Below are 14,691 nucleotides of genomic sequence, written 5' to 3'. Positions count from 1 at the left end.
TGGCTAATCTTGCTGAAACATCTCTTTTGCCCGTTGCTCGATCTGTGCCTGGGTCAGGTCCTCCTTGCGCGTGGCGAGGAACCACAGATGCCCGTACGGATCTTTCAATGTTCCGCTGCGGTCGCCGTAGAACTGATCCTTGACCTCGGACACCGAGCTCGCGCCGGCCTCCAGCGCACGCTGAAAGGATTTGTCGACATCGGTCACGTACAGATGCAAACCGACCGACACTGCTTTGTCCGGATTGCTCAAAGGCCCTTGATCGCATGGCGAGCCGAGCATGATCGCACTGTCGCCGATGCGCAGTTCGGCGTGGCCGATGCCGCCGTCGGGCATGCTCAGGCGCATGACTTCGGTGGCACCGAATGCTTTTTTATAGAAATCGATGGCTTCGGCAGCTTTGTGAATGCCGAGGTACGGGGTAATGCTGTGATACCCCTCGGGAATGGGTTTGACGCTCATGGCGGTACTCCCTGTTATTTGTTGCCTGGTTTTTATTAGTGGTTGAAGGTGTGCCTTCGCCGGGGTTGCCGGTCGCTCAACTATAGATCCGTGCCGCCGCCATGACCGAGCAGCCGACGAGCAGCCCTCGCGACGCCGGAGCGCAGCGAGTCCTCAGTCGGGAACGTCGAGAAAGTGCGCTCCCGGCCCTCGCTCGCCCAGCACGTCGCCCTGATTGCGCAGCGGGCAGGCCTCCATCGACAGACACCCACAACCGATGCAACCGGTCAGCCGGTCGCGCAGCAGCATCAACTGATTGATCCGCTCGTCCAGCTCTCGCCGCCACTGCTCCGACAGCACCTTCCAGTCCGCTGCCGTTGGTGCGCGGTTGTCCGGTAGCTGTTTCAACGCTTCGCCGATTTCCGCCAGTGGAATGCCCAGGCGTTGCGCCACTTTGATCAACGCGACCCGCCGCAGCACTTCCCGTGGATAGCGCCGCTGGTTGCCGGCGTTGCGCTGGCTTTTGATCAAACCCTTGGATTCATAAAAGTGCAGGGCGGTGACCGCCACGCCGCTGCGGGCCGCGACTTCGCCGACGGTCAGTTGCTTGTGCACATTTTGCGCAGTGATCATCTGCAAATTGCCCCTTGACCTCTAGTTAACTCGAGGTTTTACCCTGCAGGCCTTCGAATCGCAAGATTCGCCTGACCGAGTGGGGATCTCATGCAAGCACCAGCGAAAAACCGCAGCTTTACCCAATTGATCGAATTTGAAATCGAACCCGGCCAGCAACCGGCGCTGGTGTCGGCGCTGGCGCTGCAGACCGAACGTCTGGCACAGCGTTACTCAGGCTTCGTCAGCGCGAGCGTCCAGGCCAGCGACGATGGCCGGCGAGTGTTGAGCTTTCTGCAATGGCAGTCCCGGGAGGCGGGGGAGGCGGCGTTCCAGAGTTTCGAAACCGGCGAGCAGGATTTCTGGCAACTGATTCGCACTCATCAGGCGCGCACCGTGACCTTCGGTTCCTTCCAGGTGCTGAGCAGCATCGCTCGCAATCATGACGACGGTTTGCACTGCCAACTGGTCGGCTAGATCGACAGCTGGATCAAGCGCTCGCCTTGCAGGTTTTCCGTGGGCCGCCGCTTGTTCACCGCCAGTTCGCCGATCTTGATCAGGCGCGTGCGGGTGACGTTGCGGCTCAGGCCGAGCAGGGACGCGGTGTGCACCTGGTTGTAATGGCAGAAGCGATAAGCCGCGCGCAGCAACGCGTCTTCGACCTTCTCATGCAGGGCGCCGGCCTGTTGTTCGAAGAGTTTCTGGAAGGCGCGTTCCAGCAGCGCTTCCGGTGAGTCGTCGGCGGTCGCGTGCTGATCGTCGGGCCGGTCGATGCGCAGGTTCGACAGGCGCAGATCGTCGCGTTCGATCACGCCGTTACGGCAGATCAGCAGCGTGTGATGGATGACGTTTTCCAGTTCGCGGATGTTGCCCGGCCAACTGTAGCCGCGCAGTTTGTGTTCGGCGCCGGGACTGATGGTGACGCGCCCATAACCCAGGCGCTGACTGTAGGCCTCGATGAAATGCCGGGTCAGCGGCAGGATGTCGCCGGGCCGCTCGCGCAACGGGCTCAGCTCCAGATTCACTACGTTCAGCCGGTAATACAGATCCTCGCGGAAATGCCCGGCGTTGATGGCTTTCTCCAGTTGCACGTTGGTCGCCGCCAGCACCCGTACATCGATGGGAATGCTCTTGCGCGATCCGAGGCGCACCACTTCGCGTTCCTGCAACACCCGCAGCAATTTGACCTGGATCGCCATCGGCAGATCGCCGATCTCATCGAGGAACAAGGTGCCACCATCCGCCTCTTCAAACCACCCGGCCTTCGCACTGAGGGCGCCGGTGAAGGCGCCTTTTTCATGGCCGAACAGTTCGGCTTCCACCAGCGATTCGGAAAACGCCCCGCAGTTGACCGCGATGAACGGCCGGTTACGCCGGTTGCTCAGGTTATGGATATGCCGCGCCACCAACTCCTTGCCTGTGCCGGTTTCGCCGATGATCAGCACGCTGGCTTCGCTCGGTGCGACCTGTTGCAGATGCGCGAGCAGGGCCTGGGATTTCGGGTCTTCGAAGACCTGAGCAGTGGCGCGGATTGAGGTGGCCAGGGCGGGTGAAGGCGGCAGGGTCAGCAGTTGCATGGGTCTCGCTCCACGAAAGGAAATCAGGAATAGAACGTCGGCACCGGCAGGGACTGGTTCAGCGCCCAGTCGCCCAGCTCGTGGAGTTTGTAATCCAGCGGGTCGTGCAGGGTTTGCGTGCGCAGGTTGCGCCAGTGTCGGTCGAGGCGCAGCGAGGCGTGGGTCGAACGGGCGCCGGTGACTTCGAACAATCGGCTGCAAATCTCCAGGCCCTGTCGGCTGGCGGCGACCTTGGCCGTGGCAATCGCCGTGGCCAGATGACCGCGTTCTTCGGCGCTGAGGTTCGGGCCTTTGGCCCAGGCCTCGTCGAGCAACGCAGCGGCGCGTTCCACCAGCAGACGGATGCCTTCGAGAGCGACCCAGAACTCGCCGTAATGGGCCAGCACATAAGGATCTTCACGCACGTCGCGCACCGAGGATTTGTGCCAGACCCGGGTTTCGCTGAGGGTGTATTGCCGCGCTTCTTCGAAGGCGCCTTCGGCGATGCCCAGGAACATGTGGGTGAACGTCAGTTGCGCGATCAACGGGCGCAAGCAGGCGAACGGTGTGCTCAGCGGCCCCGGATCCAGCAGCAGTTCCGATTCTTCGACCCGCACCCGTTCGAACGTGGCGCTGCCGCTGTCGGTCTGGCGCTGGCCGATGTTGTTCCAGTCGTTGTGCAGGGTGATGCCGCTGCGCCCGCTCGGGATCGCCGCGATCAGCAATTTGCCGCCGTTGCTTTCGTCCACCGCCGAGGCGATCAGCATCTGCGAATCGCTGGCGCCGGAGCAGAAGCTCTTCTTGCCGGAAAACTCGCGCCAGCCACCGAGGTCCTTGACCACGGTGCGGGTGTCCAGCGGATTGAGCGCGTTGCCCCAGAACCAGTTCTGCCGCGCGGTCTGTTCGAACCACGGCTGCCATTGTTCCGGGCGGGAAAACAGGCGCACGGTGGCGAGCATCAAATGATGAAAACCGAAGACGTGGGCGATCGAGCTGTCGACCTTGGCGAATTCGCGCACGACTTGCAGGGTTTCGCTCCAGCGCGCGCCGAGGCCGCCGTAACGGGTGGGAATGCTCAGGGCCAGCAGACCGCTGTCGCGCAGGGCGTCGCGTTCGGCTTTCGGCGTGCCGCCACGCTCGTCGCGCTCGACGGCGGTCAGGGCGAATTCAGCGGCCAGTTGGCGGGCGGTCTGCAACGGGGAAAGCAGGGTGCTTTGCGGTTTGGCAGTCACTCGGTCTTCCTCAGGCGTTGGCTTTGGCGGGCAGAACATCATTGGCGATCATTTCGCCAAACGGCCCGGTGAGGTTGGTGACGCCGCGTCCGGCCAGGCTCGCGTACGGTTCGGGCAACAGCGGGAAGACCAGTTCGGCAAAGCGGTAGGCTTCTTCGAGATGCGGATAACCGGAGAAGATGAAGCTCTCGATGCCCAGATCCGCGTATTCCTTGATTCGCGCCGCCACTTGCTGCGGATCGCCGACCAATGCAGTGCCGGCACCGCCGCGCACCAGGCCGACGCCGGCCCACAAGTTGGGGGCGATTTCCAGGTTGTCGCGGCGCCCGTCGTGCAGCGCGGCCATGCGTCGCTGGCCTTCGGAGTCGAAACGGGAAAAGGATTTCTGCGCAGCCTCGATGGTTTCGTCGCTGATGTGCTCGATCAGTTTGTCGGCGGCTTTCCAGGCTTCTTCGGCGGTCTCGCGCACGATCACGTGCAGGCGGATGCCGAACTTCACTTTGCGCCCGTGACGGGCGGCGCGTTCGCGCACGTCGGCGAGTTTCTCGGCGACGGCGGCCGGTGGTTCGCCCCACGTCAGGTACACGTCGACCTGCTCGGCGGCCAGATCGTGAGCTGCGTCGGAGGAACCACCGAAATACAGTGGCGGGTAGGGTTTCTGCACCGGTGGATACAGGGCTTTGGCGTTCTGTACCTTCAGGTGTTTGCCTTCGAAATCCACCGCTTCGCCTTGCAACACGCGGCGCCAGATCTTGAGGAATTCGTCGGTGACTTCGTAGCGTTCGCTGTGGCTGAGGAAATTGCCGTCGCCACGGTTTTCGTCCGGGTCACCGCCGGTCACAACGTTGATCAGCAGGCGGCCGTTGGACAGTCGATCCAGGGTGGCGGCCATGCGCGCCGAAACGGTTGGCGAGATGATCCCCGGACGGATCGCCACCAGATAACGCAGGCGTTCGGTCAGCGGCACCAGCGCCGAGGCGATCACCCACGAGTCCTCGCAGGAACGCCCGGTGGGAATCAGCACGCCGTGGTAGCCGAGGCTGTCCGCAGCTTGCGCCACCTGTTTCAGGTAATTGAGGGTGACCGGGCGTGCGCCTTGGGTGGTGCCCAGATAGTGACCGTCGCCGTGAGTCGGCAGGAACCAGAAAACATCCATGAACAGCTCCTCAGGCGATTTTCAGCAACGGTTTGAGGTGAGCACCGAACAGCGGCGCGGCGCGTTCGGCGGCCAGACGGATGCGCGCCTTGAGCGGTTCGCTGGTGATCTGGTAGTTGGCGAAGTCGGCTTCGGTGGCATATACGCCGATCGGCAGGGTCACGGCCTGGAAGAAGCTGAACAGCGGGCGCAACTGGTGATCGAGGACCAACGCATGGCGTTCGCTGCCACCGGTGGCGGCGAGCAGCACAGGCGTGTCGATCAATGCATTCAGATCAATCAGGTCGAATAGGTGTTTGAGCAAACCCGGATAGGAGCCGCGATACACCGGCGCCGCGACGATCAGCAGATCAGCCTGTTCGATGGCTTGCAGTTCGGCTTCGATCTCGGCTGGCAGTTCTTGACGGGACAGCGCGGCGCCCAGCGGGCGGGCGATGTCACCGAGTTCGATCAGGTGACTCTCGACCGGCAGGTGCCCGGACAATTCGGCCAGCAGGGCCTGGGTCAGCACCAGGGTGCGGGACGGACGCCAGGTTCCGCCGGACAGGGCGACGACTTTCAGTGGACGCGACATGGTCAGTTCCTTTTTCAACAGTTGCTCGGCGAGCAGTGAGTAGTCACCGGGTCAGAGCAAGCGCTGTACCAATTCCTGTAAGGCCCGTATTCCGGGGCTTCGAGCGTTGTCGGCGGCTGTACTCGTGTGACTTTCAGGCCGGTTTGTTGAACTGCTGTTGCCTGGGAAACAGTTGCTGGAGCAACAGTGCCGAACGCGATGAAGGATTTATAAAGGCTGACTGTTATTCCGCAAAAGACTGTTAATTGATATTGATAGGTCTTTTGAGAATATGAGAGCGATTCCTGCCCGAATTCTGATAGCCACTATTGAGAGCGTTGATTTCTGCCAGAGCGGGCCCGGGCGTAGCCTTTCTCCATCGACCCACACTGCTCGCCAGGACGCTCCCATGAATCGTTTACTGACTGTTTCGCTGATGCTCGCTGTCTCCGTTCTCGCCGGTTGCGCGAGCCACGTTTCCCCGGAACTGCGTCCTTACACGGCGGAAGAAACCCGCGAACTGGCGCTTGAATCGCTGAACCGTCGCGGTCTGTCCTTCGAGGAATACCACGCGAAAAAAGCCGAATTGCTCGGCCAGCCACAGAAGACATTCGGTTTCGATACCAAGGGTGAAATGAGCGCCGAACGGGCCGTACAGCTGCACGGTCGTCCAAGCTGATTGAGAACTGTACTGCTCGAAGTTTTGCCCAACTGTCCTTGGGTTTGCACGGCGCCGTGGGATAGGGTCAACACCTGAATGACCCTGACGGACTGCCTGCCATGACCCTCTCGCTCGACCTGTTGCTGGGCTTTGCCCTGTTTGCCCTTGTCACCTCGATCACACCGGGGCCGAACAACACCATGTTGTTGGCATCGGGCGTGAACTTCGGCTTTAACCGCACCATCCCTCATATGCTCGGCATTACTTGCGGCTTCTTCGTGCTGGTGGTGGCGGTGGGTTTTGGCCTGGGCGCGGTATTCCAGACTTATCCGCTGCTTTATACGGTCCTGCGTTATGTGGGGGCGGCGTACTTGCTGTACCTGGCGTGGAAAATCGCTCATTCCGGCCCGGTCGGTGATAGCGAGCAGGGCGAAGCGAAGCCGATCAGCTATCTCGGCGCGGCGGCTTTTCAGTGGGTCAATCCCAAGGCGTGGATCATGGCCATCGGCGCCATCAGCACCTACACGCCGATGCAGGGTTACTTCACCAATGTAATCGTGATTGCGGCGGTGTTCGCCATCATCAATCTGCCGAGCGTCGGTGTCTGGGCGGCGTGCGGGACTCTGTTGCGCAACGTGCTCAAGGATCGCCGCTGGTTGCGGGTGTTCAACTGGGGCATGGCGGCGCTGCTGGTGATTTCGCTGTATCCGTTACTCCTTGAAAGCTTTGGCTGACGCAGTGCTACAACCGCCGGCCCGATGCCTGTTAAAGTCGCGTTCAGGAGCGTTCCTACGCACTTTTAAATGAAGTTGTTCTTCTTTAACGGCCTCCGATCAGGTATTGATGACGCTCTCGAACCCGGACGCAGCTCACAAGGCTGCGTCGTGCCGTTTGCAGACACGAGCATCCTGATCCCGGAACACGCTCTGCGAGTCTTTTTATGAACACACGTCCGCTGTATTTCGATTACGCCGCCACCACCCCGGTGGACGAGCGGGTCATCCAGGTGATGATCGAGTGTCTGGGTTTCAACGGTAATTTCGGCAACCCGGCCTCCAGCTCCCACGCCTTTGGTCAGCAGGCCCGGCAAACGGTCGAGAACGCTCGCCGGCAAGTCGCCGAACTGGTTGGCGCCCAGGCGCAACAGATCGTCTGGACCTCCGGCGCCACCGAATCCAACAACCTTGCACTGAAAGGCGTGGCCCAGGCCCGTGGTGTGTCCGGCGGGCACATCATCACCAGTCAGATCGAACACAAGGCCATCCTCGACACCGCCCGGCAATTGCAGGACGCCGGTGTCGCCGTGACCTATCTGGTGCCGGACGCCGAAGGCCTGATCACTGCGCAAGCGGTCAGCGAAGCGATGCGTGATGACACCTTTCTGGTGTCGCTGATGCTGGTCAACAACGAACTCGGCACCGTCAACGACATCCCGGCCATCGGCGAAGTGGTGCGTGGGCGTGGGGCGTTGTTCCATGTCGATGTGGCGCAAGGCGCCGGCAAGGTCGCGATCGATCTGGCGCAATGGCCGGTGGATCTCATGTCGTTCTCGGCGCACAAGCTCTACGGCCCAAAAGGCATCGGCGCGCTGTATGTCGGCCCGCGTGCGCAGCAGCGCTTGCAGGCGCAGATTCACGGTGGTGGTCACGAGGGCGGCTTGCGCTCCGGTACGTTGGCGACTCATCAGATCGCTGCCATGGGCTCGGCGTTTGCCCTGGCCGCCGAGGCTTTCGATGACGAGAAGAAAACCATCGTCGCGTTGCGCGAGCGACTGCTCGAACAACTCTTGAGCCTGCCCGGCGTGCGCCTCAACGGCAGCAGCACCCAACGTATCCCGCACACCTTGAGCCTGACCTTCAGCGAAGGCGAGTTCAACCCGGCGGCGCTGAGCCATTCGATCGCGTTTTCCGCGACTTCGGCCTGCAATTCCGCCAGCAATACACCGTCCCACGTTTTGCTGGCATTGGGGCACGACGCGCACCTGGCCGGCCGCACGATTCGCCTGAGCCTCGGCCGTTTCACCACCGCCGAAGACATCGACAAGGCTGTAGAACTGATCAAGACCGCCTGCGCCAGTGCTCCGGCATTCTGGGCGACAGGACTTTAACCAGCCGACCTGACGGCTACGAACAATAACGATGAAGTGATTGGCAGGAGACATGATGAGTACCCAGACCTTGACCGAAGGAACGGTTCCCCAGCGCCTCGCGCACACCCGTGAACTGATGCGTCGCGAAGGTATCCACGCGTTGCTGGTGCCGTCCGCCGACCCGCACCTGTCGGAATACTTGCCGGGTTACTGGCAGGGCCGGCAATGGCTGTCGGGTTTCCATGGCTCGGTGGGCACATTGATTGTCACCCCCGATTTCGCCGGGGTCTGGGCCGACAGTCGCTACTGGGAACAGGCGACCAAGGAACTCAGGGGCAGCGGCATCGAGCTGGTGAAACTGCAACCGGGTCAGCCGAGCCCGCTGGACTGGCTGGCCGAGCAGACGCCGGAAGGTGGCGTGGTCGCAGTCGATGGTGCGGTGATGGCTGTCGCGTCGGCACGTACGCTGGGCAGCAAGCTCGAAGCCCGGGGTGCCAGCCTGCGGACCGACATCGACTTGTTGAAAGAAGTCTGGAGCGATCGTCCGGCGTTGCCGAACGCGCCGATCTACCAGCACCTGCCGCCGCAGGCGACTGTCAGCCGTGGCGAGAAACTCGGCAAACTGCGCGAAACCTTGCAGGAACGCGGCGCCGATTGGCACTTCATCGCCACCCTCGACGACATCGCCTGGCTGTTCAACCTGCGCGGCGGCGATGTGTCGTTCAACCCGGTGTTCGTTTCCTTCGCGCTGATCAGCCAGCAACAAGCCACACTGTTTGTGGCCTTGAGCAAGGTCGATGCTGAGCTGCGCGCCGTGCTGGAAAAAGACGGCGTAACCCTGCGCGACTACAGCGAAGTCGCCGATGCCCTACGTGCGATTCCGAGTGGCGCGAGCCTGCTGGTGGATCCGGCGCGGGTCACCAGTGGCCTGCTGGATAACCTCGACAGTGGCGTGAAGCTGGTCGAAGGCTTGAACCCGACCACTCTGGCCAAGTCGCAAAAGAGCCTGGCGGATGCCGGGCATATACGTCAGGCGATGGAGCAGGATGGCGCGGCGTTGTGTGAATTCTTCGCCTGGCTGGAATCGGCCTGGGGCCGCGAGCGCATTACCGAGCTGACCATCGACGAAAAACTCACGGCGGCCCGTGAGCGTCGTCCGGATTACGTGTCGCTGAGTTTCAATACCATCGCTGCATTCAACGCCAATGGCGCGATGCCGCACTACCATGCCACCCCGGAAGAACACGCGGTGATCGAAGGTGATGGCTTGTTGCTGATCGATTCCGGTGGTCAATACCTGGGCGGCACTACCGACATCACGCGCATGGTGGCTGTTGGTACGCCAACGGATGAGCAGAAGCGCGATTGCACTCGTGTGTTGAAAGGCGTGATTGCTTTGTCCCGCGCGCATTTCCCGAAAGGCATTCTGTCGCCGCTGCTGGACGCGATTGCCCGTGCGCCGATCTGGGCCGAGAACGTGGACTACGGTCACGGCACCGGTCACGGTGTGGGTTATTTCCTCAACGTTCACGAAGGTCCGCAGGTGATCGCCTATCAAGCTGCTCCGGCGCCGCAAACCGCCATGCAACCGGGGATGATCACTTCCATTGAGCCGGGCACTTATCGTCCGGGCCGCTGGGGTGTGCGGATCGAGAACCTGGCGATGAACGTTGAAGCAGGAAGCAGCGAGTTCGGCGAGTTCCTCAAGTTCGAAACCCTGACTCTGTGCCCGATCGACACCCGTTGCCTGGAACCGTCCTTGCTGACGCAGGAAGAGAAGCAATGGTTCAATGCCTATCACGCCGAAGTGCGCGAGCGTCTGAGCCCGCTGCTTGAAGGCGCGGCACTGGAATGGCTGAACACGCGTACTGCCGCTATCTGATTGGTTGAAGCTCGGGCGCTGCTGCCAGCGCCTGGGTCATGAAATCGACAAACGCGTTGACCCTGGCGGACTGGCGACGGTTCGCCGGGGACACGGCGTGAATCGGCAGCGGTAATGTCTGGTAGTCCTGCAACAGGGCGACCACTCGGCCCACCTTCAAATCTTCGCTGAACAGCCAGACCGGTGACAGCGAAATCCCCAGTCCCCCCAAGACCATTTCACGGATCGCTTCGGAGTTGTTGCTCTGGGCGTTGCCCTGGATGCGTACGTCGTGGTGTTGGCCATCCTTCTCGTAGCTCCACAGGTTCTGGTCGCTCAGTTGCAGGTCGATCTGCACCTGAGGATAACGTTGCAGAAATTCCGCCAGCCGCGAGGCGATCTGCAAACGGCCGAAACTGACGGAGGAGCCGATCCGCAAAGGTCCGGCCACGGTTTCCCTGCCGGATTGGAAACTGTGCTCGGCGGCGTCCACGGCCGCGAGGATATTTCGACATTCGCTGTAGTACCGCTGACCTTCATCGGTCAGTGACAGCTTGCGTGTGCTGCGGGCAATCAGCTTGCCGCCCAATTCATTTTCAAGGGCGCGCAGCACTATCTGAAAATTCGTGCGGGGCAGGCCACCCATGCCCGGCAACCGCTGCCGGCAGTGGTGGGACTGGATCTGGCAGGTGTGATCGAAGCAGTGGGTGAGGGCGTGCAGAATTGGACGCCGGGCGATGAGGTGTATGCGTTGGCCGCGGGAGTGTTCACCTTGCTGCCGTTACTGACCGGCAGTGGGCGTGAGCATCATGGCGAGATTTTGCGCCAGGCTGCCGCGTTGATTGAGTCCGGCCAGCTGCGACCGCTGCTCGATCCGCATCGGTTCACGCTGGAAACCGCAGCAGAAGCCCATGAGCTGCTTGCAACGAAAGCAGCTCAGGGGCGTCTGGTGGTGGAGATTTAGCGAAGGGCTTCCAGCACGAAGTCGAGCCGGTCCTGACCGAAGAACAACTGCTTGTCGATGAACATGCTCGGCGCTCCGAAGACGCCACGCTTCACGGCGGTTTCGGTGTTGTCCTTGAGCGCGGCCTTGACTGCTTCATCGTTGGTCAATGCCAGTACTTCTTCAGGATTGAAGCCATGTTCGGTGAGCACGGTGGCAACCGCTGCCGGCTCATCGAGGGGGCGGCCTTCAACCCACAGCGCTTTGAACAGACAATCGATGAACGCCTGGAAGCGATCGGGATGACGCAGTTGAATGCCGGTGACCGCGCGCATCAACATCAGGGTATTGATCGGGAAGTGCGGATTGAATTTAAGGGGCACGCCGTAGCGTTTGGCGTAGCGGTCCAGGTCCTGAAACATGTAACGACCCTTGGCCGGGATCATTGCCGGAGACGCGTTGCCGGTGGCTTTGAAGACGCCGCCCAGCAACATCGGAATGTAGATCAACTGGCTGCCGGTCTCGGCGCAGATTTTCGGCAGTTGGGTGTACGCCAGATAAGTGGCGGGGCTGCCGAGATCGAAATAGAACTCCACGGTTTTGCTCATGTTCGCTGCTCTCTGTTTTTGTTATTGGGGGATTACCAGCGTTCGTTCCAGGGCCGCAGGTCCAGCTCGAACGTCCAGGCGTCCCGTGGCTGGCTATGCAGATACCAGTAGTTCTCGGCGATGTGGTCGGGGTTGAGAATACCGTCCTGATCCTTGGTGGCATATTTTTCAGGGAAATTGTCGCGGATGAAGTCGGTATCGATGGCGCCATCGACCACGACGTGGGCGACATGGATGTTCATCGGGCCAAGCTCTCTGGCCATGCTCTGTGCCAGAGCCCGGATACCGTGCTTGGCTCCGGCGAATGCGGCGAAGCCTGAGGCGCCGCGCAATCCGGCAGTCGCGCCGGTGAACAGGATAGTGCCGCGGCTACGGGTCACCATCCGTTTGGCGACTTCGCGGGCATTGAGAAAACCGGAGAAGCAGGCCATTTCCCAGATCTTGAAATACTTGCGTGCAGTTTCTTCGAGGATGCTGCAGGGCACGTTGGCGCCGATATTGAAAACGAATGCTTCAATCGGACCGAGGCGGGTTTCGATATCTTCGATCAGCGCAATGACGTCTTCTTCCTTGCGCGCGTCGCAGGCAAAACCGTGGGCTTCACCGCCGTCCGCCTGAATCGCTTCCACCAACGGCTGCAACTTGTCGGCGCTGCGCCGCGTGACGCACGCGACGAAACCTTCCTTGGCGAACCGCTTGGCGATGGCGCCGCCCGTGGCATCACCTGCACCGACAACCAATACGACCTTCTTGTTATTCATGGGTGGATCCCTTTATTAAACGATCGTTAAGTGAACGAACGTTATGCTAGGATTTTCCCAGCGTCAAGGCACTCAATGTGAGGACAAATACATGCGGTATTCCGCCGGTCACAAGCTGGAAACCAAAGAAAAGCTTCTGCAAAGCAGTTCGCTTTCTGCGAAAAGAAACGGGTTCTCATCAATGGGTGTCGATGGCCTGATGAAGGCAATCGGCCTGAGTGGGGCGGCGTTCTACAGTCATTTCTCGTCCAAGGATGCCTTGTTCGCGGCTATCGTCGAACGCGAGTTGTGCCAGAGTCTTGAGCGCTTGGGCGGGCAGGGTACGCAGGATCGCGAGCGACTGGAGCGGTGCCTGAAACTTTATCTGAGCATGGCCCATGTCGAGCAGCCTGAGTTGGGCTGCGCATTGCCTGCGTTGGGCGCCGAGATTGCGCGGTCGGATAATGTTGTGCGGGAACAGGCCGAGCTGTGGATTTGCAAGCTTCAGGAAAGTTGGGCGCAGATTCTGGAAAGCGACAGCCTGGCTTGGGCGATTCTGTCGCAGTGTGTCGGGGCGCTGGTAGTGGCACGAATGCTGGCGTCCCCGCAGGTTCAGCAGCGGGTGCTGAAGTCCTGTCATGAAGAGATCGGGAACCAGCTCGCCGCTTCGCGAGTGCAGTAGCGGCGATGGTTTATTTGCAGATGACGATCATGCTGCGGCTGGTATAGCCGGCAGGGTTGAGGCCAAAGGGGTAATCACCCGGCTCTTCCACCGTATCGCCTGATTTTGCAATGACTTTGTAGCCCTTTGGTGCGCAAGAGTTGGCGGCGCTGGTGTAGCACTTGTCCCAAGAAGAGGACAGCCCCGAACAGTTGATGTGTAACCCTTTCTTGCCATGTTTGACGTGGGTCTTCGACGTCGCCGCGCAGCCTGCAACAGCCAGTATGGCGATCAGTATCAAAATTCGTTTCATTACCGTCCTTATGGCGGCCTCGAGTCTGGCGCTCGGGTCTGCCTTTATGCGCTCTCGCTTGAAGCGTTCTGATGTCCCTATCCGAAAAAATCCATGTCTGGCATTGGGTTGCGAGGCTAAACATGGCCTAAATGAGCGCCAATTGCCAGACCTTCGTAAAATCCTCTTTCAATCTGCAGCGATGGCGGGTTTAGAGGTACTGCCCATCGTCATGGTTGCTCCGACCGAGGCCAGAATAATGCACAGAATTGCCATCCATTGTGACAAAGAAAGGTATTCCTGCAGAAACAGCAGACCTGATAGCGCACCAAACGCTGGTTCGATACTCATCAATGTGCCGAAGGTGCGTGCGGGCATTCGGGTGAGCGCAACCATTTCCAGCGTGTAGGGCAGGGCTGTGGAGAGGATTGCAACGCCAATGGCGATCGGAATCAGTGCAGGTGTCAGCAGTGCGCTGCCGGCATGGACAATGCCAATGGGGGCAACGAACAGGGCGGCGATCATCACGCCAAGCGCCGCGGTGGTCACACCGTTATCCGCGCCCGCCTTTTGGCCGAACAGAATGTAGAGCGCCCAGCAAACCCCCGCTCCCAGCGCATAGCCTGCGCCGATCAGATCAATACCCGCTGTTGTAGCGCCAGTTGGTATCAGCAGCAACAAGCCGATGGCAGCCAGTGCAATCCAGAGAAAGTCGATAGCGCGACGTGAGGCATAGATGGCGACTGCCAGCGGGCCGGTGAACTCCAGAGCGACTGCGATGCCGAGCGGAACGGTACGTAACGACATATAGAAGAGGAAGTTCATACCTCCCAGCGCCATCCCGTAGACAATCACTGTGCGCAGCGACTTGGCTGTCAGCTTCGCTCTCCAGGGTTTGAGCAGTAACAGCATGATCACGCTGGCGAAGATCAGGCGAAGCGTTGTCGTGCCTTGAGCGCCAACAATGGGGAACATACTTTTAGCCAAGGATGCGCCGGACTGGATCGATGCCATGGCTATTAATAGTAGGCCAACCGGGAACAGGGTTGAGGCAAGGCTGCGAGGCTGGTGGTTCATTGCGTGGCATCATCCGGGGAGGTAGCTGTTGTGTTGAGCAATATAGTGCGCACTCGCTACGTTCCCGTCTATATAGAAGCGGCCTTTTTCCCTGTCTTGATAGAAAACTCAAATTAAGGGTTGACGGCAGATTCTGAGTCTCTATAATTCGCCCCACTTCCGGCGCAGTCGAAACGGAAAACTCCTTGAGATTCAATGAGTTAAGTAAG

The 14,691-nt window shown here is 60.4% G+C and carries 17 protein-coding genes and 1 pseudogene; 7 read left to right on the top strand and 11 right to left on the bottom strand.

Annotated features, from left to right (window positions below; translation table 11 throughout):
- Positions 1-3: 3 nt before the first annotated feature.
- Both CAF77_RS18715 and soxR read right to left on the bottom strand, forming a co-directional pair.
- The gene (locus CAF77_RS18715; RefSeq protein WP_085655104.1) at positions 4-462 is read right to left on the bottom strand and encodes a VOC family protein; all 459 of its coding nucleotides are present in this window, start codon (positions 460-462) and stop codon (positions 4-6) included.
- A gap of 153 nt (positions 463-615) precedes the next feature.
- Entirely contained in the window at positions 616-1,074 is a 459-nt protein-coding gene (soxR, locus tag CAF77_RS18710; RefSeq protein ID WP_064378554.1) for a redox-sensitive transcriptional activator SoxR, read from the bottom strand.
- Positions 1,075-1,164: 90 nt separating this feature from the next.
- Between soxR and CAF77_RS18705 the strand changes: the two genes are divergently transcribed.
- Positions 1,165-1,530, top strand: coding sequence for an antibiotic biosynthesis monooxygenase (locus tag CAF77_RS18705; RefSeq protein WP_064378553.1), 366 nt, complete (start codon positions 1,165-1,167; stop codon positions 1,528-1,530).
- Here the strand turns inward: CAF77_RS18705 and CAF77_RS18700 are convergent.
- The 4 genes from CAF77_RS18700 to msuE are packed head-to-tail and all read right to left on the bottom strand — an operon-like array spanning position 1,527 to position 5,571.
- Complete coding sequence (locus CAF77_RS18700; RefSeq protein ID WP_064378552.1) at positions 1,527-2,630, bottom strand: sigma-54-dependent Fis family transcriptional regulator; 1,104 nt, start codon at positions 2,628-2,630, stop codon at positions 1,527-1,529. The two genes, CAF77_RS18705 and CAF77_RS18700, sit on opposite strands and share 4 nt — an antisense overlap.
- A gap of 23 nt (positions 2,631-2,653) precedes the next feature.
- Positions 2,654-3,841 carry an acyl-CoA dehydrogenase family protein gene (locus CAF77_RS18695; RefSeq protein ID WP_085655102.1) on the bottom strand — a complete coding sequence of 396 codons (1,188 nt, stop codon included), beginning with the start codon at positions 3,839-3,841 and terminating at the stop codon, positions 2,654-2,656.
- 10 nt (positions 3,842-3,851) lie between these two features.
- A complete protein-coding gene (ssuD, locus tag CAF77_RS18690) occupies positions 3,852-4,997 on the bottom strand; it encodes an FMNH2-dependent alkanesulfonate monooxygenase (protein ID WP_085655100.1) in 1,146 nt (381 codons plus the stop codon).
- A 10-nt stretch (positions 4,998-5,007) separates the two neighbouring features.
- On the bottom strand, positions 5,008-5,571 hold the full coding sequence (gene msuE / locus CAF77_RS18685) for an FMN reductase (protein ID WP_085655098.1): 564 nt from the start codon (positions 5,569-5,571) through the stop codon (positions 5,008-5,010).
- Positions 5,572-5,959: 388 nt separating this feature from the next.
- Here msuE and CAF77_RS18680 point away from each other — a divergent pair, with 388 nt between their 5' ends.
- The 4 genes from CAF77_RS18680 (at position 5,960) to CAF77_RS18665 (ending at position 10,182) form a co-directional block, all read left to right on the top strand.
- Entirely contained in the window at positions 5,960-6,229 is a 270-nt protein-coding gene (locus CAF77_RS18680; protein WP_011335229.1) for a hypothetical protein, read from the top strand.
- Positions 6,230-6,330: 101 nt separating this feature from the next.
- On the top strand, positions 6,331-6,945 hold the full coding sequence (locus CAF77_RS18675; protein WP_085655096.1) for a LysE family translocator: 615 nt from the start codon (positions 6,331-6,333) through the stop codon (positions 6,943-6,945).
- 206 nt (positions 6,946-7,151) lie between these two features.
- A complete protein-coding gene (locus CAF77_RS18670; protein ID WP_064378548.1) occupies positions 7,152-8,318 on the top strand; it encodes an aminotransferase class V-fold PLP-dependent enzyme in 1,167 nt (388 codons plus the stop codon).
- A 55-nt stretch (positions 8,319-8,373) separates the two neighbouring features.
- Complete coding sequence (locus CAF77_RS18665; RefSeq protein ID WP_064378547.1) at positions 8,374-10,182, top strand: aminopeptidase P family protein; 1,809 nt, start codon at positions 8,374-8,376, stop codon at positions 10,180-10,182.
- Here CAF77_RS18665 and CAF77_RS18660 read toward each other — a convergent pair.
- Complete coding sequence (locus CAF77_RS18660) at positions 10,175-10,807, bottom strand: LysR family transcriptional regulator (RefSeq protein WP_084776869.1); 633 nt, start codon at positions 10,805-10,807, stop codon at positions 10,175-10,177. The genes CAF77_RS18665 and CAF77_RS18660 overlap by 8 nt on opposite strands.
- Here CAF77_RS18660 and CAF77_RS18655 point away from each other — a divergent pair.
- A pseudogene (locus tag CAF77_RS18655) lies at positions 10,781-11,125 on the top strand (zinc-binding dehydrogenase); the annotation flags it as partial. The gene CAF77_RS18660 and the pseudogene CAF77_RS18655 overlap by 27 nt on opposite strands.
- On the opposite strand, the gene CAF77_RS18650 reads toward CAF77_RS18655, so the two are convergent.
- The gene (locus CAF77_RS18650) at positions 11,122-11,712 is read right to left on the bottom strand and encodes a 2-hydroxychromene-2-carboxylate isomerase (protein WP_064378545.1); all 591 of its coding nucleotides are present in this window, start codon (positions 11,710-11,712) and stop codon (positions 11,122-11,124) included. The pseudogene CAF77_RS18655 and the gene CAF77_RS18650 sit on opposite strands and share 4 nt — an antisense overlap.
- 32 nt (positions 11,713-11,744) lie before the next feature.
- The gene (locus CAF77_RS18645) at positions 11,745-12,473 is read right to left on the bottom strand and encodes an SDR family oxidoreductase (RefSeq protein ID WP_064378544.1); all 729 of its coding nucleotides are present in this window, start codon (positions 12,471-12,473) and stop codon (positions 11,745-11,747) included.
- A gap of 91 nt (positions 12,474-12,564) precedes the next feature.
- On the opposite strand from CAF77_RS18645, the gene CAF77_RS18640 reads away from it, so the two are divergent.
- Positions 12,565-13,134: a TetR/AcrR family transcriptional regulator gene (locus tag CAF77_RS18640; RefSeq protein ID WP_064384019.1), complete on the top strand. Its 570-nt coding sequence runs from the start codon at positions 12,565-12,567 to the stop codon at positions 13,132-13,134.
- A gap of 10 nt (positions 13,135-13,144) precedes the next feature.
- Here CAF77_RS18640 and CAF77_RS18635 read toward each other — a convergent pair whose 3' ends face one another.
- On the bottom strand, positions 13,145-13,426 hold the full coding sequence (locus CAF77_RS18635; protein WP_064378543.1) for a hypothetical protein: 282 nt from the start codon (positions 13,424-13,426) through the stop codon (positions 13,145-13,147).
- 168 nt (positions 13,427-13,594) lie between these two features.
- Complete coding sequence (gene rhtA, locus CAF77_RS18630; RefSeq protein WP_064378542.1) at positions 13,595-14,482, bottom strand: threonine/homoserine exporter RhtA; 888 nt, start codon at positions 14,480-14,482, stop codon at positions 13,595-13,597.
- Positions 14,483-14,691 lie beyond the last annotated feature (209 nt).

It is taken from the genome of Pseudomonas sp. R15(2017), assembly GCF_002112685.1.
In the GTDB taxonomy this organism is placed as follows: domain Bacteria; phylum Pseudomonadota; class Gammaproteobacteria; order Pseudomonadales; family Pseudomonadaceae; genus Aquipseudomonas; species Aquipseudomonas glycinae.
The sequence above is the reverse complement of the archived record's forward strand: the minus strand, read 5'-3'. Positions and strand labels throughout refer to the sequence as shown.